Source organism: Hafnia paralvei (assembly GCF_020150375.1).
GTDB lineage: Bacteria > Pseudomonadota > Gammaproteobacteria > Enterobacterales > Enterobacteriaceae > Hafnia > Hafnia paralvei.
Genome location: NZ_CP083737.1, coordinates 58,647 through 80,697, shown reverse-complemented (window position 1 = coordinate 80,697; position 22,051 = coordinate 58,647). Strand labels below are relative to the sequence as shown.

Genomic DNA, 22,051 nt, shown 5'->3' with positions numbered 1-22,051 from the left:
TTTGTCATGCAGTTTCAAGTATGACGGGGATATAATTTAGACAACAATTAACCAGACCGACTATCATGCGGTCAAGCAGTTATACCAAGAATTTGGCACCTAGCGGCTGGTCTTTTCGTCTTTGCGTGCACGACCTAACAGCGTCAGTGCAGCTTCTCGAGCATCTTTATGGCAGTAGAGCACCTGATAAATTTGCTCAGTGATCGGCATTTCAACACCATAGCGCTGAGCTAACGCCATCACTTCTTTGGTGTTGCGATAACCTTCCACCACTTGACCAATCTTATCCTGAGCTTCCTGCACGCCAATGCCTTGCCCCAACATAATCCCGAAGCGTCGGTTACGAGACTGGTTATCGGTACAAGTCAGCACCAAATCGCCTAATCCCGACATCCCCATAAAGGTGGTTGGATCGGCACCTAGCGCAACGCCAAGACGGCTCATCTCAGTCAAACCACGGGTGATCAGCGCTGTTCTGGCATTTGCCCCAAAACCAATGCCATCGGACATTCCCGCCCCAATCGCAATCACGTTTTTCACCGCGCCGCCCAGCTGTACACCGATAAAATCGGGATTGCTGTAAACACGGAAACTTTTGCCACAGTGTAATAGCTGCTGCAAATCTTCAGTGAACTGTGCGTCAGTTGATGATAATGCGATTGCCGTAGGAAGACCCGCTGCCAACTCTTTCGCAAACGTAGGGCCCGATAGCGTCGCTAAAGGAATATCAGGACCGAGAGCCTCACGGGCGACGTCTTGCAACAGACGGCCTGTTTCCGCTTCCAATCCCTTAGTTGCCCAAACGATACGTGAATCAGCACGCAAATAAGGCTTCAGTTGACGCAGCACCTCACCAAACACATGGCTAGGTACAACGACCAGCACATCACGGCTTGCAGCCATTGCCTTCGCAAGATCGGTTTCCAGCTTGAGCGTATCAGGGAAAGGGACATCAGGCAGGAAGGCCTGATTACAGCGCGCAGCATCCAGTGCATTGATATGCTTGGGATCGTGTCCCCACAACACAACCTGATGCCCATTGCGCGCCAGCGTAATTGCCAGAGCGGTGCCGTACGAGCCGGCACCGATGACGGTCATTGAAGCCGTTGGGTTATTCATTAGGCATCCAGAGGCTGCTGCTCAGCACCTTCTGCGCCTTCAGCTTGCTGCAGATAGTTCATGAACAGTGCATCAAAGTTAACTGGAGCTAAGTTCAACTGTGGGAAAGTACCACGAGAAACCAAGCTGGTGATGCATTCACGCGCATACGGGAACAGGATGTTCGGGCAGTAAGCACCAAGGCAATGCGCCATCTGAGTGCCTTCAATGCCAGAAATTGTGAAAATACCTGCCTGCTGAACTTCACACAGGAATGCAGTTTCTTCGCCCAGAGATGCAGTTACCGTCACGCGCAGCACAACTTCAAACACGCCGTCAGCCAGTTGAGTTGATGCCGTATCCAGATCCAGTTTGACTTCTGGCTGCCATTCTTTCTGGAATACTGCTGGTGCGTTTGGTGCTTCAAAAGAGATATCTTTGGTGTATACACGCTGGATCTGGAAAGACATCTCTGAGTTATTTTGTTCTGACATAGTGTTAATACCTTTTAAGTTAATATCCATAAATAGGATTTATGGGGCGAATACCGTACTGATTACAAAAGCGGCTCAAGGCCACCCTTCGCATCCAGCGCGTGTAAATCGTCACAGCCACCAATGTGCTGCCCATTAATAAAAATTTGTGGCACGGTTGTACGCCCGCTGCGCTCAATCATTTCTTCACGCTTTTTCGGGTCGTTATCAATAGCAATTTCATGAAACTGAGCACCTTTTGACTGCAACAGTGCTTTTGCACGATGACAGAAAGGACAGGTCGCTTTGGTATAGATATCAATGTTTGCCATGATGAATTCCTTGTAGCTTATTTACCGCGTGCTAAAGGCAGGTTCTCACCGCTCCAGCCTGCGATACCATCTTTCAACGTGTAAACGCGTTCAAAGCCCGCTTTCACTAAATGCTCACCGGATTCACGAGAGCTCATGCCGTTGGCACAAACCACGATGACTGGCTGAGTTTTATGTTTATCCAGTTCACCAAAGCTACCGTTTTTCAGGTCGCTAGGCGTCAGATTCAGAGAGTTTGCCAGATGCCCTTTGCGGAAATCTTCGCGAGAACGAGTATCAACGACTACGGCATCTTCTTTGTTAATGAGAAGAGTTGCTTCACCACGAGTAATTTCTTTTACTTTGGAGAAACGGCTTTTAAAGGTGGTGACCAGTACTGCTACAAACAGAACAATCCACGCTACGCTAAGTATGGGATGGGCACTCACAAATTGCATAATCTCTTGCATTTGCATGGGGTGTAACGACTCCCGTCAGTTAAGGGATAAAATCAAAGTGTCAGAGTATACCTGCGCAGTGCGTCAATTACAGCCAGAAGACCTGTTACTAAAAACGAATCTGCGGCATAACCCGAAATTTTTCATTATTCAGACAGGGTTTACCTGCCCAAAATGCGGAACAGAAACGATCATTTGATCTTTCTGCACTCAATTCACCACAGACTGTAGTAAAATTACACTACTTTGAGTGCAAATAGCCGTGTATGTTATTCGGCCTTTGCTTAGGCACCGCTCTGCGGGCGTACTAGTGATCCGTTTTAGCATGAACGGCTATTCACACTTGAACGTATTTTGAACTCAAACTTTGAACTTATAAAGAAACGAGGTTGTTGCAATGTCGAGCGCCAAAAAACCTATGGTACTGGTGATTCTAGACGGTTACGGTTACCGCGAAGAAACCCAAGATAACGCGATTCTTAACGCTAAACGTCCTGTGATGGATCGTTTGTGGAAAGAGTATCCGCACACCCTGATTTCTGCTTCCGGCTTAGACGTGGGTCTACCTGACGGTCAAATGGGTAACTCAGAAGTGGGTCACGTAAACTTAGGCGCAGGCCGCATCGTATACCAAGACCTGACTCGTCTGGATAAAGAAATCAAAGATGGCGATTTCTTCGCTAACGAAGTGTTGGTTGGCGCTGTTGATAAAGCCGTATCTCTGGGCAAAGCAGTCCACATCATGGGCTTGATGTCTCCAGGCGGCGTTCACAGTCACGAAGAACATATTCTCGCTATGGTTGAACTGGCCGCTAAGCGCGGTGCAGAAAAAATCTACCTGCATGCATTCCTAGACGGACGTGACACTCCGCCGCGCAGTGCTGAAAATACACTGAAACGATTCACCGAGAAATTTGCCGAATTGGGTAAAGGCCGTATTGCTTCTCTGATTGGCCGCTACTATGCCATGGATCGCGATAACCGTTGGGATCGCGTGCAGTTAGCCTACGACCTGTTGACCGAAGCTAAAGGCGAATTCACCGCTGAAAACGCTGTGGCTGGCCTTGAAGCCGCTTACGCTCGCGATGAAAATGACGAGTTTGTTAAACCAACCGTGATTAAAGCCGCTGGTGAACCAGATGCCATCATGGAAGACGGCGATGCGCTGATCTTCATGAACTTCCGCGCTGACCGTGCTCGCCAAATCACTCGCACCTTTGTTAACGCCGACTTTGACGGTTTCAAACGCAACAAAGTAGTTAACTTCAGCAACTTCGTGATGCTGACTGAGTACGCTGCTGACATCAAAGCTGCATGTGCTTACCCACCATCATCACTGGAAAACACTTTCGGCGAATGGCTGATGAAGCATGACAAAACCCAGCTGCGTATTTCCGAAACTGAAAAATATGCTCACGTAACGTTCTTCTATAACGGTGGCGTTGAAGAACCGTTTAAAGGCGAAGACCGCATCCTGATCAACTCACCAAAAGTTGCCACCTACGACCTACAGCCGGAGATGAGCTCTGCTGAGTTGACCGAAAAACTGGTCGCTGCAATCAACAGCGGTAAATACGATGCGATCATCTGTAACTACCCTAACGGTGACATGGTTGGCCACACGGGTATTTATGATGCAGCCGTTAAAGCCGTTGAGACACTGGATCATTGCGTCGGTCAGGTTGTGGAAGCCGTACAAAACGTAGGTGGTCAGTTGCTAATCACCGCAGACCACGGTAACGCCGAGCTGATGCGCGATCAGGTTACTGGTGCAGCTTATACCGCTCATACCAACCTGCCAGTACCACTTATCTATGTTGGAAAACCGGCTAAAGCCGTTGAAGGCGGTAAATTGTCTGACATCGCAGCAACCATGTTAACGATGATGGACATGGAAGTGCCTAAAGAGATGACTGGTAAGCCGCTGTTCATCGTGGAATAATCGATCCCCATGAGGGGAAAAGACCAATTTCACGAATCAAAGGTAGCCTTAGCGCTCAAAACGGGTAAAAACATCGGTGATAAGCAAACGTGTTTGTCACCGTTACCCACAGCGCTTCGCATGCTGCCAATACTATGTGCCAGTTTCATTTACGCTGGCGCATGGTTTTCTTCGTTCCCCGCGATTGCCGCTGACGATAATAAACAGCAGCTAAAATCTATTCAGCAAGACATTGCTGAAAAAGAAAAAGCCGTAAAACAACAGCAGCAACAACGCAGTTCACTGCAAGATCAACTCAAAGCCCAAGAAAAAATCATCGCTCAGGCGAGTCGATCCCTGCGAGAAACACAGTCTGAACTGGCGGCGTTAAGTGCCAATGTCACCAAACTAACCGCATCAATTAAAAAGCTTCAGTCGCAAGAGAATAAGCATCTACAACTGCTTGAGCATCAACTCGATATGGCTTTCCGCCTAGGGAAACATACCGGCATTCAAGTATTGCTGAGTGGTGAAGAAAGCCAGCGCAGTGAGCGTATCTTGGCTTACTTTGGCTATCTCAATGAAGCACGCCAGAAGAACATTGATAAGCTAAACCAAACTCGCACAGAGTTAGCCAGTGAAAAGAAAGCGCTAGAAGCAGCGCAGAACCAGCAAAAAGCGATTCTCATCACTCAGCAGCAAGCTCAACAACAGCTTGAATCTGCCCGCATTCAGCGACAAAAAACACTGTCATCGTTGGAAAGCGCTCTGGCGAAAGACCAGCAACAGCTCTCTGAAATGAAAGCGAACGAGTCTCGCCTGCGCGATCAGATTGCAAAAGCCGAACGTGAGGCTAAGGCTCGAGCCGAGCGAGAGGCTCGTGAAGCCGCCAAACTTCAGGCTCAAATGAAGGCTAAAGAAGAACAGGCGAAGAAAAAAGGCACCACCTATAAATACAAACCAACGGAAAGTGAGCGTTCGTTAATCGCCCGTACCGGGGGTTTAGGCCGTGGCAACGGTCAGGCTCTGTGGCCAGTTCGCGGCCGTACTATTCACAGTTTCGGCGAAACACTGCAAGGTGAGCTGCGTTGGAAAGGGATGGTTATTGCTGCATCCGAGGGTAGCGAAGTCAAAGCTATCGCAGATGGTCGCGTACTGCTGGCCGATTGGCTACAAGGTTATGGCCTAGTCGTCGTCGTTGAGCACGGTAAAGGCGATATGAGCCTGTATGGCTATAACCAAAGCGCGCTGGTTAACGTAGGTGCTCAAGTGCGCGCTGGTCAGCCAATTGCATTGGTTGGTAACAGCGGCGGCCAAGGCCAACCTGCTCTTTATTTCGAAATTCGCCGTCAAGGACAAGCCGTTAACCCTCTACCATGGCTTGGACGTTAGACCCGCGATTCGCCATTCACCCCGCAGTTACCGCTCCTGCATTAACAAGGGAAAACACATTGCGATTTTTCAATGCTGTCACCTCCGCACTTTTCATTTTCATCTGTAGCGCGGCCTCTGCCTACGCGGGAAAACTGGCGATTGTCATCGATGACTTTGGCTATCGACCGCAAGAAGAAAACAAAATTCTGCAAATGCCTTTAGCGATCTCGGTGGCGGTATTACCCACCGCGCCACATGCGCGTGAAATGGCCACCAAAGCACATGCGCAAGGGCGGGAAATTTTAATCCATCTGCCAATGGCACCTATCAGTAAGCAACCATTAGAAAAAGACACATTACAACCCTCAATGAGCGAAGCTGAAATCCAGCGCATTATTCATCAGGCCGTAAATTCTGTGCCATATGCCGTCGGGATGAACAATCATATGGGCAGCTTGATGACCTCGAATCTACAGGGCATGCAGAAAGTGATGCGCACCCTTGAGCAGTATCACTTTCTCTATTTTCTCGACAGCATGACTATCGGCAATAGCCAAGTCACGAACGCATCGGCGGGAACCGGCATCAAAGTGATTAAACGTAGAGTCTTTCTAGATGATTCGCAGAATGAGGCATCCATTCGCCAGCAGTTTAATCGCGCAATTCAAATCGCCCGTAAAAACGGCTCAGCCATAGCGATCGGTCATCCACATCCATCAACGGTGCGGGTATTGCAACAAATGCTGCCGTCGCTACCAGCAGATATCGTATTAGTTCGCCCAAGTTCTCTGTTAAACGGCGCTTCTGTTCCGGACAAGAACCCAGCGCCAACGCAGCAAAAACCGCGTAATCCGTTCCGTGGCGTGAAACAGTGCATAACCAAAAAAGCACCTGAAAAAGTGTATGCTACCGCGATGTTTGATGCGATTAGTTCCAGCTTGGCAAATTCAGCGCCGATAAAATTTATACAGGATCGCTGGCAATACTGGCACTAACGGCGTCAGTACCAAATTAATTCATAATCCGGCATACTATGAGATTGCGGATTATGAATTAATTGCTAAACCAAAATGAATATAAAGAAATCTTATTTACTCTTTGGGAAAGAGTATTTATTGCTAATTATTAGCGTAATAATCTTCAGCATAATTAATATACTCATGGCGCCAAATATTCACATGTCTTACCGCATTGTGACTTTTACGCTGTCGTTATTATTTTTAAAAGCCATCCGTTCGTCCCCACTGCGTTTGATACTGGCCATACCATTTTTATTTCTGTGCTCTGCAGATATTAGCCTTAGTCTCTACTCGTGGTTTACATTCAAAACGCCATTTAATGACGGTTTTGCAGTCAGTACGTTAGAAAGCAACCCAAGTGAAATGATCGCCATGCTGGGCGTGTATCTGTGGTTTGTGATTGTGTGTTTGGCATTGCTCGTTCTCTTTATCTTTGCAGTCAGACCCATTCCTGGAAAAATACCGTCCAAGAAAATAACAGGGACGCTTATTCTCATTATTTGCCTGATCGCGTTAGTTTCCTCGCTAAAATTCGTTAAAAAGCGTCCCGTCAATGAAGGCGCGATCTCAGAGCTTAAAGTCGCCGCCCGATTCACAACTTATATGCCATTCTTTAATATCAGCTATTTTCTTACCGCAATGCAGGAAAGCCAGATTTTAAAGAATATTAGCGGTGCCGCACCTCATTACACTCTGACCGTAAAAGATACCGGCATAGATACCTATGTTTTGATCATTGGTGAATCAGAACGAGCCAGAAACATGAGTATCTATGGTTATAAAAAACCGACTACCCCACAACTTGAATCACAGAAACCCTATTTAAAACTGTTTACTCAAGCAATTAGCGGAGTGCCTTTTACATCGGTTGCTGTACCGATGGCGCTTAGCGCAGACAATATCCATAACCATGATCTGAAGAATTATGCCGACAACGTCATTAATCTAGCCAATCAGGCGGGTTTTCACACCACTTGGTTAAGTGCACAGACAGCCTTCGGCAACTATGGCTCCTCTGTGGCGGGTATCGCCATGAATGCTAAAGATAAATTGTATATCAAAGGCTATGACAAAGAGCTGATACCACATCTAAAAACAGCATTAGCTAAGCCGGGCCACGATAAAAAACTCATTATTCTGCATCTCTATGGTAGCCATGAACCAGCATGTGCTAGATATCCGTCGGATGAAGCGATTTTTGATAAAAACGGCGATATAGATGCTTGCTACGATAATTCCGTTCGATATACCGATAGCTTATTTGGTGAAATATTTAGCTTATTAAAGCAGAAAAACGCTTCCGTATTCTATTTCTCAGACCACGCTTTAGAGAGAGACCCTAAGCAAAGCGCCCCTTACTTCCACGGCGGTATAACTCCCAGCCAAGAGGCCTATCATGTTCCTATGTTTATCTGGTATAGCCCAGTATTAGAGCCACGTTACCAGCAGGAGGTTGGACAGGTAGATTCCGTATATTCGACCAGTTATAACGATGCCGCAATCGCAGCTTGGCTAGGTATTACCGATGCTAGCAGGGGAATATTTTCAAACGTTAACGATGTCGTTAACAAGTTTAAAAATGATTCAACCGTGCTCGATAACCTTTACCAAAAACTGGATTATCACTCTCTGCGCAAAACTGCGCAGGAGCCGCTGCCTGAGTCGTCCAGATAGTAAAAAAGCCCCGACTGAGGGGCTTTCTATTGATTGTCGCTACCCACAAGAGTGGCGTTGTCATGCCGGAAATTAATCCCAGCTTAAAACAACCTTACCTGACTGCCCCGAACGCATGGCGTCAAAGCCTTTTTGGAAATCATCAATCCCAAAACGATGAGTGATAATTGGGCTGAGATCCAAGCCTGATTGCAGCAATGCAGCCATCTTGTACCACGTTTCAAACATCTCACGACCATAGATGCCTTTGATAAACAAACCCTTAAAAATCACCTGATTCCAGTCAATTGCCATATCGGAAGGAGGGATCCCCAGCATGGCAATTTTACCACCGTGATTCATGGTGCTCAGCATCGCGCGGAATGCCGGTGGAGCACCGGACATTTCCAAACCAACGTCGAAACCTTCGGTCATGCCAAGCTCACTCATCACATCAGTCAAATTTTCTTTGCTGACATTCACCGCGCGGGTAACGCCCATTTTACGTGCCAGCTCCAAGCGGTATTCATTCACATCGGTAATCACGACGTTACGCGCGCCAACGTGTTTGCAGACCGCCGCCGCCATAATACCGATCGGGCCAGCGCCAGAAACCAGCACATCTTCGCCAACCAAATCAAAAGAAAGCGCGGTATGAACCGCATTGCCAAACGGGTCAAAAATCGCCGCTAACTCATCAGAAATATTGTCTGGGATCTTGAACGCGTTAAATGCAGGAATAACGAGGTATTCGGCAAATGCGCCGGTGCGGTTAACACCTACACCCGTGGTGTTACGGCATAGATGCGTTCGCCCACCGCGACAGTTACGGCAATGGCCACAGGTAATATGGCCTTCACCAGAAACTCGTTCACCGATCTTGTAGCCTTTCACTTCCTGTCCAATGGCAACAATTTCACCGACGTATTCATGCCCAACAACCATGGGAACTGGGATCGTTTTTTGCGACCACTCATCCCAATTGTAGATATGAACATCCGTGCCACAAATCGCCGTTTTACGGATTTTAATCATGATGTCGTTGTGCCCAAGCTCTGGCTTAGGTACGTCGGTCATCCAAATACCTTCTTCGGCCTTCAGTTTTGACAATGCTTTCATGATGATGAATTCCTTACGCAATCACACCCAGTTGCTTGCCAATACGAATAAAGGCAGCCACAGCGCGCTCAATTTGTTCTGGAGTATGATCGGCAGACATTTGGGTACGAATGCGTGCCTGACCTTTCGGAACAACAGGGAAGAAGAATCCAGTCACATAGATCCCTTCTTTTAACAGCTCATTGGCAAACTCTTGCGCCAACTTTGCGTCACCCAGCATAACTGGGATAATCGCGTGATCCGCACCAGCCAGAGTGAAACCAGCAGCGCTCATTTTTTCACGGAATAAACGAGCGTTACTCCACAAGCGATTACGCAGCTCATCACCATCAGCCAGTAACTCAAGCACCTTGATTGAGGCTGCTACAATCGCTGGAGCCAAAGAGTTTGAGAACAGATAAGGGCGCGAACGCTGGCGCAACCATTCAATAACCTCTTTACGGCCGGCAGTATAGCCACCAGACGCGCCACCGAGAGCTTTACCTAAAGTCCCAGTGATAATGTCAACGCGACCCATTACTTCGCAATATTCATGAGTGCCACAACCATTTTCACCTACAAAGCCGACGGCATGGGAATCATCAACCATAACCAACGCGCCGTATTCATCAGCTAAATCACACACTGACTTCAAGTCCGCGATAACGCCATCCATGGAGAACACACCATCGGTAGCGATCAGGATATGACGTGCTCCATCAGCCTTAGCCATCTCCAACTGCGCCCGCAGTTCGGTCATATCATTATTGGCATAACGATAACGTTTAGCTTTGCATAAGCGGACACCATCAATAATAGACGCATGATTTAGCGCATCCGAAATAATCGCATCTTCTGGGCCCAACAGCGTTTCGAATAAACCACCGTTAGCATCGAAACAAGAAGAATATAAAATCGAGTCTTCCATACCAAGAAACTCAGCTAAACGCTGTTCTAGCTGTTTATGGCTGTCTTGAGTTCCACAAATAAAGCGCACCGATGCCATGCCAAACCCATGGGAATCCATGCCTTTTTTCGCAGCTTCAATAAGTGCAGGGTGATTTGCCAAGCCTAAGTAATTGTTTGCACAGAAATTGATGACATGACGACCATCGGCTACCGCAATATCAGCCTGCTGAGCTGAAGTGATAATACGTTCATTTTTGTACAGACCTTCGGCACGGGTCGTTTCTAATTGCTGAGTCAGCTGCTGGTAAAAATCCGCAGACATGGTGTTATCTCCTGGATGGGCTAGTTCGTGAAACATATTACTGTTTTGTTGCAAATGAAACGAGTTTGTAACTCACAGAATGTGAAAAATGCAGCATATATCACGCTGCTGTAAGATACCGGGAAATAATTGGTTTCAGATATCAATTTAGTCGTCATACGCCCAGCATGAGAGTATTAGTCTTAATACTGAGGTTTTTGATTCAGATTCATACCCTATACGCTGAATGCTTAGGCATGAAATGCTATTATGACGTTATATAACGTGGGGCGTTGTGCGCCACTGTTCCGTTTATTTAAAGGTAAATCTCATGATTATTGTAACCGGCGGCGCTGGAATGATTGGCAGCAACATCGTTAAGGCACTGAATAATATCGGCTATAGCGATATTCTCGTGGTTGATAACCTTAAAGATGGCACCAAATTCGTTAATCTGGTCGATTTGGAAATCACCGACTACATGGATAAAGAAGATTTTATCGCAAGCGTTGTCGCTGGCGATGATTTCGGCGATATCGATGCGGTTTTCCATGAAGGCGCATGCTCATCCACAACAGAATGGGATGGCAAGTACATGATGGATAACAACTATCAGTACTCTAAAGAGCTTTTACATTTCTGTCTGGAACGCCAAATTCCATTCCTGTATGCCTCTTCCGCAGCCACCTACGGTTTAACCGAGCAATTCACTGAAGAACGTGAATTTGAAGGCCCGTTAAACGTCTATGGTTACTCTAAATTCCTGTTTGATCAGTATGTACGTCAGATTCTTCCGCAGGCAGAATCACAAATTTGTGGCTTCCGTTACTTCAACGTTTATGGCCCACGCGAAGGCCATAAAGGCAGCATGGCAAGCGTTGCTTTCCACCTGAATAATCAAATCAACAACGGCGAAGATCCAAAACTATTTGAAGGCAGCGATGGTTTTAAACGTGACTTCATCTACGTAGGCGACGTTGCCGATGTCAACCTATGGTTCTGGCAGAAAGGTATCTCCGGTATCTTCAACTGCGGTACTGGCCGTGCCGAATCCTTCCAAGCCGTTGCCGATGCCGTCGTTGCATATCATCAGAAAGGCAGCATTAGCTACATTCCTTTCCCAGATAAACTGAAAGGTCGCTATCAGGGCTTCACCAAAGCCGACACGACTAAACTGCGCGCTGCTGGCTACGATAAGCCATTCAAAACCGTCGCAGAAGGCGTGAGTGAATATCTTGCATGGCTGAATAAAAAAGCCTAAATACGCGACTTAACAGTAAGGAATGAAGCACGGTATGAAAATACTGGTTATCGGACCTTCATGGGTAGGCGACATGATGATGTCGCAGAGCTTATATCGAACCCTGAAGGCCGAGCATCCTGACGCTAAAATCGACGTGATGGCACCCAACTGGTGCCGTCCATTATTAGCGCGTATGCCTGAAGTTAATGAAGCCATTGCCATGCCTCTAGGACACGGAGCTTTAGCTCTGGGCGAGCGCTATCGTTTGGGGAAAAGCCTACGCGATAGCAATTATGATCGCGCCTATGTGCTGCCAAATTCATTTAAGTCGGCTCTGGTTCCCTTCTTTGCCCGCATTCCCGTCAGAACGGGATGGAAAGGCGAAATGCGCTATGGATTGCTGACCGATGTACGTCAGCTAGACAAAGCCGCATTCCCGCTGATGGTTGAGCGCTACGTTGCGTTAGCCTACCCATCACAGCAGATAAAATCAGCCAAAGATTTGCCTCAGCCTCTGTTGTGGCCTGCGCTCAGCGTAGCCGACGAAGAGATTGCTGAAACCGCTGCGGCATTTAATCTGACAGACCATCGCCCAATCATTGGATTTTGTCCTGGAGCCGAGTTTGGCCCAGCCAAACGTTGGCCGCATTACCACTATGCCGCGTTGGCTCAAAAGCTTATCGACCAGGGATATCAGATCGCGCTCTTTGGCTCAGCCAAAGATCATGAGGCCGGTGAAGAAATTTGCCACGCTCTAACAGAAGACGCTCGTGAATACTGCTTGAATGTTGCAGGGCAAACTAATTTAGATCAGGCAGTTATCTTAATCGCAGCGTGCCAAGCTATCGTTACCAATGATTCTGGTCTAATGCACGTCGCGGCTGCGCTTAACAAACCACTGGTTGCGCTTTATGGTCCAAGCAGCCCAGACTTCACACCGCCGCTATCTGATAAAGCCAAAGTGATCCGCTTGATTACCGGCTACCTAAAAATTCGCAAAGGTGATGCAAATCAAGGATATCACCAGAGCCTAATCGATATTCAGCCTGATGCTGTTATGCAAGCATTGAACGAGTTATTGCCAAAGGATACCCAGCTGTAATGCATGTCTTGATCGTCAAAACCTCATCAATGGGCGATGTTCTTCACACGCTACCAGCACTGACAGATGCCATGCATGCCATTCCAGATATCAAATTTGATTGGGTGGTCGAAGAAGGATTTGCACAAATACCAAGCTGGCATCCAGCCGTTGATCGCGTCATTCCTGTCGCGATTCGCCGTTGGAGGAAAAACTGGTTTGGTGCCGCAACCCGCCAAGAGCGCTGTGATTTCAAAAGAGAAGTTCAACGCCGTACCTACGATGCCGTTATTGACGCTCAAGGCCTGATTAAAAGCGCAGCGCTAATTACACGTATCGCGAAAGGCCCGCGTCACGGACAAGATTGCCAAAGTGCCAGAGAACCTTTTGCTAGCTGGTTTTTTAATCATCGCTACAATATCAGCAAAAAAATGCACGCGGTTGAACGAACCCGCGAGCTGTTTGCCGTCAGTCTAGGTTATACAAAACCACAAAGCAGAGGGAATTACGCTATTGCCCAACGTTTTCTTGAGCATCTGCCAGCAGATCATGGCAGTTATCTGGTTTTCTTACACGCAACCACACGTGACGATAAACACTGGCCAGAAGAGCACTGGCGTGAGCTGATTGCTTTAGTCGAGCCTACAGGCATCAAGATCAAACTTCCTTGGGGAGCAGAACACGAGCACCAACGAGCCCTGCGTCTCGCAGAAGGTTTTGGACATGTGGAAGTTTTACCACGGCTATCGCTTGAACAGGTGGCTGAGGTACTCGCGGGGGCAAAAGCAGTGGTATCGGTAGATACAGGTTTGAGCCATTTAGCCGCCGCGCTTGATCGACCAAATATAACGCTATACGGCCCAACCGATCCTGGGCTTATTGGTGGGTATGGTGAAAATCAGGTGGCGTGTTGTTCGCAGGACAAATCGCTGGCTAATCTAGCAGCTAGTACCGTATTTAGCTCTTTGGCTAAAAATTTATAAGAACAATTTTGTTGTTGGAGCACATATGAGTTTAGCGCTACCACTCCAGAGACGCGATCTCGATTGGCAGTCTATTTGGAATAGAACAATTGTATTTTTGTTTATCACTACATATTTTTTTGATGGCATAAGCCGATACAAACATATGATCAGTGCCGCCATATATATCACGGGGCTGGTTTATATTATCCAACAACGCAAAAAAATATTTAGCATTCTGAAGAACAATCTTTTTCTGTCATTAGCTATTTTTACTGTAGCGATGATATATGCCATAACAATATCCGTTGAGCCATCGCTAAGCTTAAAACGTGCGTCTAATAGTATTTTCGAAAAGCTATTTTTAGTCTCCATTATGATCGCAATGGTTCTCCACCGAGAAGATAACAAAAAAATAGCGCATATGCTGGTGCTCGCTCTTGCTACAACGCTAGTCATTTTGACAGGCACAGAGCTGCATCAGTATATTGAAGAGTATAAAGTAGGGATCATTCCATTCACGAGTTTCGAACATCGTCGAATCTCAGATACATTAATTTTTATATTCCCCGCAATACTCACCCTATGGACAATTCCAGGGGCAAAATATAAAACGATCTTCTTCGTGCTAGCAGCTATCTTCGCCATTCTGATGCTGGGCACTCTGCAACGAGGAACTTGGCTTTCATCACTCGTTCCAGCGCTCATCTGGGCCATAGCAAAACGCGAATGGAAGCTACCTTTACTTGCAGCTCTGGTTATTGGTGTAGGGCTATTTACTGTCCACCAAAAAGATCCACAGCAGGTGAAAACCCTATTCCATAAGCTACAGCAAACCGACAGCAGTGGTCGCTACGAAAACGGTACACAAGGTGCAGCGCTTGATCTCATCCTTGAAAACCCGATAAAAGGTTATGGATTTGGTAACGATCTTTACCATCACGTCTACAACAAGCGCTCCCCAAGCTATCCTGACTGGCGCTTTAAAGAGTCTATTGGGCCACATAACCTAACGCTCTCTATTTGGTTTGCTGGCGGCGTTATCGGAGTCGCGGCACTTTATTACTTATTAGTATCAGCACTCGTTTCGAGCATAAAAGGATACCGTGAAAATAACGGTCCAGCACAAGATGCGTTTCTCATCCTGACACTTATATTGATTGGGGACTTTATCGTTAGAGGCGCTTTCGAAACGGTAAGAATTGAGAATATTGCCGTTATCATCGGCATTCTTCTCGCCTTACACGCAAAAAAATACTACGTAGAGAATTAATATAAAAAAATGGCCCTGTAGGGCCATTTTTTAATTCCGCATTGAGAGCATGTTCTCTATAGCGCACTTAATTTTATCATCCGGAATGTCTTCAACATTACGTGTATCTGACAATATTTGGATTGCATACTCACTATTCGGCCCCCATGTCGAGGGCTGTGAGTTTATCTGAGTCTTCGACATCGGATAAAAAGCAACGATTGGCTTATTAAAGGCTGTTGCCGCATGCACTATAGATGTATCAACGGAAACTATGTAATCGACTTGCTTTACCAAAGATGTGGCGTGTATATAACGAGTAAAAGGCGTTTTTTCAACACCATCTATCTCTATATGCTTAATCTCAGATTCAAGACCCGAGATTATGATTACAGGGTTTTCGATTTTCTGCTTAATGATATCTACAATTGCATTAATTTTCGCAGTGCTAAACTTTCGGGTTTTGAGAGCACCAAATGGATTTAGCAACACCGTTGTTCTTCCACTAAAGCGCTCTAGATACTGCCTCACAATCGCATCGGCATCTTTTGGAATAGGTAAGTCATATGACATATCCACCTCATCGAGATCAATATTCGGCTTTAGCAACCTCAGTATTGATTTAGTCCTTTCAGAAGTATGGCGATTTAATGATAGATCCTCAGGCAGACTGATATCATATGTCTTATACTTACCCGCTTTATTAAAACCTAATATGTGCTTGGGATTGATAACCTGCATCATCATAATGCTACGATAGCTATGTACTTCGTTGAGAGGATCTATAACTAAATCATACTTCTTCTTTCTCAACTTAAGAGCTAGAGAAAACATATTAAAGAATTTCTCTTTACATACGAAGATGTGCTTAATATTTTTATTTTCTTTTATTAATTCAGCACATACTGCACCTGTAACAACTGAAACCTCAAGCCCTAACCGATGACACTCACGAAAAAGTGGAGTGAAAATGATCATATCTCCAAGCTTATTATTATCTCTCATGATTAATATATTTTTTATTTCACTCGTTTCAAAATTACGTTTTTTAAAACGAAAAAATAAAACCATCATCATGAAGATTTTAAAGTCTTTAATAAAAGCTTTCTTTCTTCTGTGAAAGGAACCTAATTTCACTGATGATACTCCGATAAAATTTCTTGATAAAAAAGCTAAAGCTGATTAATTATTTACGTCTAAATACGGTATAATTTTGTAATCAATGGCCGTATTGTTTGATAAATTATATATGTTGATATCTTTAACGTTATCTTTCATAAAAATAAAGAATGGGATAATTTTACCTAGATCTCTGCTAAGCTCTGACGGCATAGACGGCTCACCATTCTTATCATAAAAGCGAGAACACGAATCAACCAAGTCCAAGCCAGAACAAATGATCTTAGTGTAACGCAAACTATAGGCAATCTGGATGGCTGCATAGGCCACGGTATGACAAGAGCAATATCCATCGCTAATGTCTAAGCTGAATCCAACCAATCTTCTTCTTTTAGATACTGGTACGTCAATTAAAATATTTTTATTTCTCATTGACAATATTTTAAATCGTATCTTTTTTAAGAAACCGCCTTTCTCTCTTTTATAAAGCATCTTCATGATGAAGCAATTTTCTTGTAAAAATCGCTTATCTTCCAAGCTAGCTTTTTCAAATACATCACAATTGACTATAGTATATTGGCTGTTCTTAACGAAAAACTTGAAGTCATCATTTTTTTGGATTAAGAATCGGTCATCTGTTAAAACATAAATAAATGGTTTAATATCATTCTCAATCAAATAACGAGCTGATCCATTCACCGAAATAACATCTGATTCTTTTAACAATGAAATTGGTGTATTAACCGAGGTCGGCCCTGAAAGAAAAATAACAGCACTATCATGTTTCCTCTCATTAATAAGAGAGTCTACATCCTGTCTTGTAATATATTTGAAATCACTCATAGGGTTAACTCAGACTTTACGTTTTTTTAAACCCAGAAACATTTTCACCTTGACTTTTATAGCTTTTATTTTTTGGCGTAAATTATTTCTATAAACAACAGAGAAATAGGCAAAATCATTAACCGTATTGCGGATATTAAGATGCCTTTCCATATCAATTCTGTCTTTTGCTTTTCGCTTTGCATTGCATGCTTTCCCAGACAGGTCAATAATTCTAACGCCATCTTGAGATAAGATAAAATTCCCTTTGTGAGGATCGCCTGAGACCATATTATGCTGATGCAGTTCGATCATCTTAGACTGAATTTCAGTACGGATATTCTCATCAAAATCCTGAACATCAGAAAGCTCAACGCCATCGACAAACTCAATTAACATGATAAATACGCTAGCATAATTAAATATTTTCTTCTCTGCTAGCAGATAAAAATCATTAGGGAATGTCACCCCCTCATTTCTTACTCTATCCGTTTGAAGTAATAGATTAAGATAATAGTCGCCCTTCACAAAAGATTTAAAAAAGCGCTCAGCCTTTTTTTCTTTTGGCGCAAAGACTTTAAATACAAATTTACCGTGAGGGGTATTAATCAGTGATACCTTTGTATCTTCAATACTGCGGAATACTTTGATGACATCAAGATTATTATTTAGAAAATCTCTGAAAATATTTTCATAAATTTCATTGTTGTCTTTAATGTAGACTTTGAAATTTTTAATGTTTTTACTAACTATCATGAAAAAATCCGAATGTTAATATTGTTCTTTATCCAAGCATTTTCTTTATGAAATACATAAAGTAAAAGTAGGTGCCCTCAAAGGATTTACGCTGGTTAAACTTATGTTTTGCGCAATAGCGAAATTGACTGCTACTCTTCGGCTTCATCAGCGGCACGGTATCCCACGGGGAGCGTTTCTTAGCTTGATAAAAAGGGGTTGCACTGGGATATTGAGCCCACTCGTGCCAAGGCTTTGTCGGGCCAATGTAATGGATAAATACTGTGCTTTCCGTTATTGGATTTTCACAGTTCTTTTTAAGCTCATAATTTAAGCTGAACTGTGTGTTATATATCTTATCTAAAAACAATACACGGCCAGCCAAAACCATATTGAGAACATCCTGATCATAATAGGTTAGCTTACTTCTAATATTCTGATCGTTGAGTGATTTCATTGCTAACGTGCTGACATCCAGCCTTTTCCATTCAGGTACGTTAATCACTAATACGCCTGTGTTGAAGTACCCATTAGCAATCTGACGCACCCCTAATGTTTCAGCACGCTGGCGCCACCAACTCTCGTCACGCTCAGTCACCCCTGCAGCAACGACCCCGTCCAGAGAAAGAGTGCTAAGATCACGTATTGAGCCATTACACACGACATCAGAATCAACATAGACAATGCGTTCTAGTTTATCGCTAAAGTAATCCGCAATAATAAATCTGAAATAGATGGCATATGTCCAAAGTTTGTTCTCAGGCAATGACTTGAGATTCGCTGCATTGACTAAGTAAATTGAGATGTTCGTTTTATATTGTTCTGATAAGGCTTTAAATTTCGTCCGATCGTCCTCAGTAAATGAGTCCGTAAAAACATGAAAACTAAAATCTAAATCTTTATTTTCTATTAGTATAGACGTGATTGATACTGCACAACCGAATAGAAAATTCTTATCTGTTCCATATGCAATATTTAGGCTATGACTGTTATCACACCCATTGTTTCCCGAGTACGTTATGACTTCTTTTATGTACTGTTCTTCATTGAAAAACATAGTTTCTCACCTATCCTATCAATACACTAAAAGTGTTGATCATAGCGACTTTCGTATGGTTCGTTCTTTTATTCTCTCAGATTTAACTATCGCCTTTTCTAACAACGCTTTCTCTTGTACCAAGATTGTACGTAAAGGCGCATCAAAATAGATTTTAAGAAAATAAAGAATATCTTTTTTGCTTAGACCAATATTAGAAGATGAAAAATACAGTCCAATCAGATCCTTATCTCTCCAGCGTTTTGGAACGTGTGAACGGATCTGAGAACGATGTAAATCGATAACCGACAGCTTTAGCTGGCTCTCTTCACCGTTGAACGGCAAATGAAGTAAGAAGTGGCAAATATAGCAATCCCGATGATTCACGCCACCACGATGCATTTTTCTAACCATCGTCGCAAGTCGTTTTATCAACATACGCTTGATACCGAAATCAGGCGGGTTTAGTGCCCAATCGGCACAATAGTCTTCCAAACTGATTGTTGGAGCCAAATCCTCAGTAATGATGAAAGATTTGCGCGTCAGTGGATTGCTCCCTGTTTGACCAAACCCAACCCCAGTCATGGTATCAACATCTAACTGGTATAAACGGTGAATCGCTTTCCATTCACGATCGGCACCTAATACGGGAATGCGGAAGGAGATTAAATTTTTTAAGACTTCTTTTAGAGTTGTGCCATAGTGGATCTTAATAAAATATGATTTATCTGCTAGAGAGAAACGCAATGTACGACGAGTCTCTAAAGCCCGAAATACCTCCCCCTGAAGCTTTTCGACTTCAACAAAAGGATCTTTCCCTTTCCACAAGGTGGTTAAGGGCTCTTTTAACTCAATCATTTTTGCCACCTAAAATGAGATCGGCAGCCCTTTCTGGCAGACTGTACAGATCTTCACTATCTGCATATTTTTTAGCGTGTTCAGACCATGTTGCTCTAAGTTGCTTATTGCCTAATCCACGAGCTAAGGCTCCATTTAAAGCATTTTGTTCAAACGGTTCAGAAATAACGACTCCGCATTCAGCGCTTGCAACATGATGCGCATAACCACAGGTTTCTGTGGTTATTACTGGGAGCCCAGCCGCAATCGCTTCAATTAAAACAATGCCTGCCGACTCCTGATACGCTGGATGCATGAGTATATCTGCCGCAGCCATTAGCTCGGGAATATCATCGCGGCCAGAATAGAATGCCACCTGAGATGCGATACTCAGTTTCTCTGCCAACGCCTGATAGCGTTTCGGCTTATCTTGTCCAACAACGATAAGCTTGGTCTTTGCTTTAATTTCCGCTGGCAAGGCTGAAACGGCACGTAACGTTCTATCAACCCCTTTACGTTTGAAATCAGACCCAACTTGCAAAATCAAAAGCTCATCTTGCTCTGTATGATTTCTCTGCCGAAAATCTTCGCGAGCATTAGCTGGCCGATAATCGTATTTTCTATCTAAAGAAATCCCAGGGGGCACAATGTGAAAACGCTCAGGTTTCGTCTGATAGTGTTTTTTAAAATCAGCGATTTGTTTACCCGTTAACATCAACAATTCAGCGCGACTATCATTGGAAAATACCGCACGCTCAAACTCTGCATAATGTTTGTAACGCGACGTAAGGCGATATAAAAAGCCTTTTTCCTGCTCTACTTTTTCTGCATAGCACACGTCAGCTGCATAGTAATAATCTAGGCCAGGCATCTTATTGAAGCCCACGATGACATCAGCAGGATTACGCTGAAGCTCTTGGCTTACCCAGTCACTGTATTCTTTATTACGCCCATGATTCGTGTGTGCGCTGGTTGGTACCTGTATATACTCAAACTGCTCAGGCCGTTCCCCTTCCCATGACATCGCATAAACACGGATATGATGCCCACGTGCCTGACAGGCCAAAGCAATACGTAAAAAATCACGCTGCAATCCGCCATAGGGAAAATATTTATATAAACAGAACGCAATATTCATAATGAGCCATTCCTAGACATGGATTCATTGGAGCTACTTTTCAGTAGTTTTTCTGTAGCCTCAATGACGTCACTTGCTGGAATACACGATAAGTATTTATGGTGACGATCGAGATCTTCACGTTTAGGCATAGGCTGATAATCGCCAGCCCAAAACATAATAAAGTTATCGCTCCATGGCCGCCAAAATCGATGATCGGTTGCACCAAATAAGCAAATGATCGGCGTTTTTAGCGCTGCAGAAATATGCATCGGCGCAGAATCAACACCGATGAATAATGCCGCATGATCGATCAAAGCCGCGAGCTCAGGAAACGAAGTTTTGCCCGCAAATTCAGTGACGGGTTTATTCTGGCAGTGATTTTTAATTTTATTAACGCAAGTTATATCTCCAGCGCTAGGCCCAGAAGTCAGCACAACTCGATACCCGCGTGCCTCTAATGAATCAATCACCGCAGAAAATTTCTCTTCATCCCAACATTTAAACACCTGACGTGCGGTTGGTTGAATGACCACATACCGATGGCTATCGACACCAAGCTCAGAAAGTTTATTTTGGATATTATTCCAATGCTCTGGTTGATAGCCCATCGTGGTTTCGGTCACCACTTTTTTCAAACCGAGGGGAGCGAGCGTGGAAAGATTATACTCAACAATATGTGACCCCTGCGGAGGAACAGACTCGCGAAAACAGCTTGTCCATAAAACAGAACGACGATGTTGGAACTGGAGGGAAATTTTATTTTTTGTCTGTAAGCATCGAACCAAAAAGGCCACAGGCCATTGATCAGTAAGATTAATGACTAAATCATAGTGATTATTTCTTAATAAACCAATCGTAGTAAAAGCGTTTTTTAGTTTCTCAATCGTTGGCGTTTTTCTGTTTTTGATTCCGTAAAGCGCGTTAATTTCAGGGTTCTCTGAAAGAATTGGCATAGTGTCTTCATATAATAAGACATCAATCTGGGCATCTGGATAGTTTTGCTTCAGGGTGCTAATGACTGGTGTCGTCAACAGCATATCGCCGTGAAACCTGAGTTTGATGACTAGTATTCTTTTATATTGTTTATCCACTTGCCGCTCTTACCTATCCGGTTATAAGACACTGTATGCGCAATTTTGGGTTTAGGGCTACTCGATCAGACATGCTACCGCCCTTGGCTCTACAGCAACCAATTCACTGATAAAATATTCTGCGTTTATAATTTTCTA

The 22,051-nt window shown here is 44.4% G+C and carries 21 protein-coding genes; 8 read left to right on the top strand and 13 right to left on the bottom strand.

Annotated elements, in window-relative coordinates; all coding sequences use genetic code 11:
• Window positions 1-99 precede the first annotated feature (99 nt).
• The 4 genes from gpsA to K9N75_RS00380 all read right to left on the bottom strand — a co-directional run bounded on the left by gpsA (window position 100) and on the right by K9N75_RS00380 (window position 2,352).
• The gene (gene gpsA, locus K9N75_RS00395; protein WP_008815785.1) at window positions 100-1,119 is read right to left on the bottom strand and encodes an NAD(P)H-dependent glycerol-3-phosphate dehydrogenase; all 1,020 of its coding nucleotides are present in this window, start codon (window positions 1,117-1,119) and stop codon (window positions 100-102) included.
• A complete protein-coding gene (gene secB / locus K9N75_RS00390) occupies window positions 1,119-1,592 on the bottom strand; it encodes a protein-export chaperone SecB (protein WP_008815784.1) in 474 nt (157 codons plus the stop codon). Before secB ends, gpsA begins: the two co-directional genes overlap by 1 nt.
• Before the next feature lie 62 nt (window positions 1,593-1,654).
• Window positions 1,655-1,903 carry a glutaredoxin 3 gene (gene grxC / locus K9N75_RS00385; protein ID WP_008815783.1) on the bottom strand — a complete coding sequence of 83 codons (249 nt, stop codon included), beginning with the start codon at window positions 1,901-1,903 and terminating at the stop codon, window positions 1,655-1,657.
• Between the two features lie 17 nt (window positions 1,904-1,920).
• Window positions 1,921-2,352, bottom strand: coding sequence for a rhodanese-like domain-containing protein (locus K9N75_RS00380; RefSeq protein ID WP_035503673.1), 432 nt, complete (start codon window positions 2,350-2,352; stop codon window positions 1,921-1,923).
• Window positions 2,353-2,737: 385 nt separating this feature from the next.
• Here K9N75_RS00380 and gpmM point away from each other — a divergent pair, with 385 nt between their 5' ends.
• The 4 genes from gpmM to K9N75_RS00360 all read left to right on the top strand — a co-directional run bounded on the left by gpmM (window position 2,738) and on the right by K9N75_RS00360 (window position 8,328).
• On the top strand, window positions 2,738-4,282 hold the full coding sequence (gpmM, locus tag K9N75_RS00375; protein WP_004094166.1) for a 2,3-bisphosphoglycerate-independent phosphoglycerate mutase: 1,545 nt from the start codon (window positions 2,738-2,740) through the stop codon (window positions 4,280-4,282).
• Window positions 4,283-4,291: 9 nt separating this feature from the next.
• Window positions 4,292-5,653, top strand: a complete 1,362-nt coding sequence (envC, locus tag K9N75_RS00370; protein WP_008815781.1) for a murein hydrolase activator EnvC — start codon at window positions 4,292-4,294, stop codon at window positions 5,651-5,653.
• The gene (locus tag K9N75_RS00365; protein ID WP_224452117.1) at window positions 5,638-6,630 is read left to right on the top strand and encodes a divergent polysaccharide deacetylase family protein; all 993 of its coding nucleotides are present in this window, start codon (window positions 5,638-5,640) and stop codon (window positions 6,628-6,630) included. Before envC ends, K9N75_RS00365 begins: the two co-directional genes overlap by 16 nt.
• 75 nt (window positions 6,631-6,705) lie before the next feature.
• Window positions 6,706-8,328: a phosphoethanolamine transferase gene (locus K9N75_RS00360; protein ID WP_511177122.1), complete on the top strand. Its 1,623-nt coding sequence runs from the start codon at window positions 6,706-6,708 to the stop codon at window positions 8,326-8,328.
• 72 nt (window positions 8,329-8,400) lie between these two features.
• Here K9N75_RS00360 and tdh read toward each other — a convergent pair whose 3' ends face one another.
• Window positions 8,401-9,426, bottom strand: coding sequence for an L-threonine 3-dehydrogenase (gene tdh, locus K9N75_RS00355; RefSeq protein ID WP_008815778.1), 1,026 nt, complete (start codon window positions 9,424-9,426; stop codon window positions 8,401-8,403).
• Window positions 9,427-9,439: 13 nt separating this feature from the next.
• Window positions 9,440-10,636 (bottom strand): glycine C-acetyltransferase, encoded by a 1,197-nt coding sequence (gene kbl, locus K9N75_RS00350; protein ID WP_224452116.1) that lies wholly within the window; start codon window positions 10,634-10,636, stop codon window positions 9,440-9,442.
• Window positions 10,637-10,946: 310 nt separating this feature from the next.
• On the opposite strand from kbl, the gene rfaD reads away from it, so the two are divergent.
• Genes rfaD through rfaL form a run of 4 tightly spaced genes read left to right on the top strand, consistent with a single transcriptional unit; the run spans window position 10,947 to window position 15,174 of the window.
• A complete protein-coding gene (gene rfaD, locus K9N75_RS00345) occupies window positions 10,947-11,876 on the top strand; it encodes an ADP-glyceromanno-heptose 6-epimerase (RefSeq protein WP_004094139.1) in 930 nt (309 codons plus the stop codon).
• A gap of 34 nt (window positions 11,877-11,910) precedes the next feature.
• On the top strand, window positions 11,911-12,960 hold the full coding sequence (rfaF, locus tag K9N75_RS00340; protein ID WP_008815776.1) for an ADP-heptose--LPS heptosyltransferase RfaF: 1,050 nt from the start codon (window positions 11,911-11,913) through the stop codon (window positions 12,958-12,960).
• Window positions 12,960-13,922: a lipopolysaccharide heptosyltransferase RfaC gene (rfaC, locus tag K9N75_RS00335; protein ID WP_004094134.1), complete on the top strand. Its 963-nt coding sequence runs from the start codon at window positions 12,960-12,962 to the stop codon at window positions 13,920-13,922. Before rfaF ends, rfaC begins: the two co-directional genes overlap by 1 nt.
• Window positions 13,923-13,947: 25 nt before the next feature.
• The gene (gene rfaL, locus K9N75_RS00330; protein ID WP_224452115.1) at window positions 13,948-15,174 is read left to right on the top strand and encodes an O-antigen ligase RfaL; all 1,227 of its coding nucleotides are present in this window, start codon (window positions 13,948-13,950) and stop codon (window positions 15,172-15,174) included.
• 30 nt (window positions 15,175-15,204) lie between these two features.
• Here the strand turns inward: rfaL and K9N75_RS00325 are convergent, their stop codons facing one another.
• The 7 genes from K9N75_RS00325 to rfaQ are packed head-to-tail and all read right to left on the bottom strand — an operon-like array spanning window position 15,205 to window position 21,913.
• Window positions 15,205-16,290 (bottom strand): glycosyltransferase family 9 protein, encoded by a 1,086-nt coding sequence (locus K9N75_RS00325; RefSeq protein ID WP_020303928.1) that lies wholly within the window; start codon window positions 16,288-16,290, stop codon window positions 15,205-15,207.
• Between the two features lie 45 nt (window positions 16,291-16,335).
• A complete protein-coding gene (gene waaZ, locus K9N75_RS00320) occupies window positions 16,336-17,115 on the bottom strand; it encodes a 3-deoxy-D-manno-oct-2-ulosonate III transferase WaaZ (protein ID WP_175320470.1) in 780 nt (259 codons plus the stop codon).
• 9 nt (window positions 17,116-17,124) lie between these two features.
• On the bottom strand, window positions 17,125-17,850 hold the full coding sequence (rfaY, locus tag K9N75_RS00315) for a lipopolysaccharide core heptose(II) kinase RfaY (protein ID WP_224452114.1): 726 nt from the start codon (window positions 17,848-17,850) through the stop codon (window positions 17,125-17,127).
• 28 nt (window positions 17,851-17,878) lie between these two features.
• Window positions 17,879-18,886, bottom strand: coding sequence for a lipopolysaccharide 3-alpha-galactosyltransferase (waaO, locus tag K9N75_RS00310; RefSeq protein ID WP_224452113.1), 1,008 nt, complete (start codon window positions 18,884-18,886; stop codon window positions 17,879-17,881).
• 39 nt (window positions 18,887-18,925) lie between these two features.
• Entirely contained in the window at window positions 18,926-19,723 is a 798-nt protein-coding gene (rfaP, locus tag K9N75_RS00305; protein ID WP_224452112.1) for a lipopolysaccharide core heptose(I) kinase RfaP, read from the bottom strand.
• Window positions 19,716-20,840 (bottom strand): glycosyltransferase family 4 protein, encoded by a 1,125-nt coding sequence (locus tag K9N75_RS00300; RefSeq protein ID WP_224452111.1) that lies wholly within the window; start codon window positions 20,838-20,840, stop codon window positions 19,716-19,718. Before K9N75_RS00300 ends, rfaP begins: the two co-directional genes overlap by 8 nt.
• Window positions 20,837-21,913 carry a lipopolysaccharide core heptosyltransferase RfaQ gene (gene rfaQ, locus K9N75_RS00295; RefSeq protein ID WP_224452110.1) on the bottom strand — a complete coding sequence of 359 codons (1,077 nt, stop codon included), beginning with the start codon at window positions 21,911-21,913 and terminating at the stop codon, window positions 20,837-20,839. The genes K9N75_RS00300 and rfaQ overlap by 4 nt, the downstream gene beginning before the upstream one ends.
• Window positions 21,914-22,051: the final 138 nt, after the last annotated feature.

What these genes read in the sequence shown, in the direction of transcription:
- gpsA (WP_008815785.1), bottom strand. Translation starts at nt 1,119, where the DNA reads ATGAATAACCCAACGGCTTCAATGACCGTCATCGGTGCCGGCTCGTAC.
- secB (WP_008815784.1), bottom strand. Translation starts at nt 1,592, where the DNA reads ATGTCAGAACAAAATAACTCAGAGATGTCTTTCCAGATCCAGCGTGTA.
- grxC (WP_008815783.1), bottom strand. Translation starts at nt 1,903, where the DNA reads ATGGCAAACATTGATATCTATACCAAAGCGACCTGTCCTTTCTGTCAT.
- K9N75_RS00380 (WP_035503673.1), bottom strand. Translation starts at nt 2,352, where the DNA reads ATGCAAGAGATTATGCAATTTGTGAGTGCCCATCCCATACTTAGCGTA.
- gpmM (WP_004094166.1), top strand. Translation starts at nt 2,738, where the DNA reads ATGTCGAGCGCCAAAAAACCTATGGTACTGGTGATTCTAGACGGTTAC.
- envC (WP_008815781.1), top strand. Translation starts at nt 4,292, where the DNA reads ATGAGGGGAAAAGACCAATTTCACGAATCAAAGGTAGCCTTAGCGCTC.
- K9N75_RS00365 (WP_224452117.1), top strand. Translation starts at nt 5,638, where the DNA reads ATGGCTTGGACGTTAGACCCGCGATTCGCCATTCACCCCGCAGTTACC.
- K9N75_RS00360 (WP_511177122.1), top strand. Translation starts at nt 6,706, where the DNA reads ATGAATATAAAGAAATCTTATTTACTCTTTGGGAAAGAGTATTTATTG.
- tdh (WP_008815778.1), bottom strand. Translation starts at nt 9,426, where the DNA reads ATGAAAGCATTGTCAAAACTGAAGGCCGAAGAAGGTATTTGGATGACC.
- kbl (WP_224452116.1), bottom strand. Translation starts at nt 10,636, where the DNA reads ATGTCTGCGGATTTTTACCAGCAGCTGACTCAGCAATTAGAAACGACC.
- rfaD (WP_004094139.1), top strand. Translation starts at nt 10,947, where the DNA reads ATGATTATTGTAACCGGCGGCGCTGGAATGATTGGCAGCAACATCGTT.
- rfaF (WP_008815776.1), top strand. Translation starts at nt 11,911, where the DNA reads ATGAAAATACTGGTTATCGGACCTTCATGGGTAGGCGACATGATGATG.
- rfaC (WP_004094134.1), top strand. Translation starts at nt 12,960, where the DNA reads ATGCATGTCTTGATCGTCAAAACCTCATCAATGGGCGATGTTCTTCAC.
- rfaL (WP_224452115.1), top strand. Translation starts at nt 13,948, where the DNA reads ATGAGTTTAGCGCTACCACTCCAGAGACGCGATCTCGATTGGCAGTCT.
- waaZ (WP_175320470.1), bottom strand. Translation starts at nt 17,115, where the DNA reads ATGAGTGATTTCAAATATATTACAAGACAGGATGTAGACTCTCTTATT.
- rfaY (WP_224452114.1), bottom strand. Translation starts at nt 17,850, where the DNA reads ATGATAGTTAGTAAAAACATTAAAAATTTCAAAGTCTACATTAAAGAC.
- waaO (WP_224452113.1), bottom strand. Translation starts at nt 18,886, where the DNA reads ATGTTTTTCAATGAAGAACAGTACATAAAAGAAGTCATAACGTACTCG.
- rfaP (WP_224452112.1), bottom strand. Translation starts at nt 19,723, where the DNA reads ATGATTGAGTTAAAAGAGCCCTTAACCACCTTGTGGAAAGGGAAAGAT.
- K9N75_RS00300 (WP_224452111.1), bottom strand. Translation starts at nt 20,840, where the DNA reads ATGAATATTGCGTTCTGTTTATATAAATATTTTCCCTATGGCGGATTG.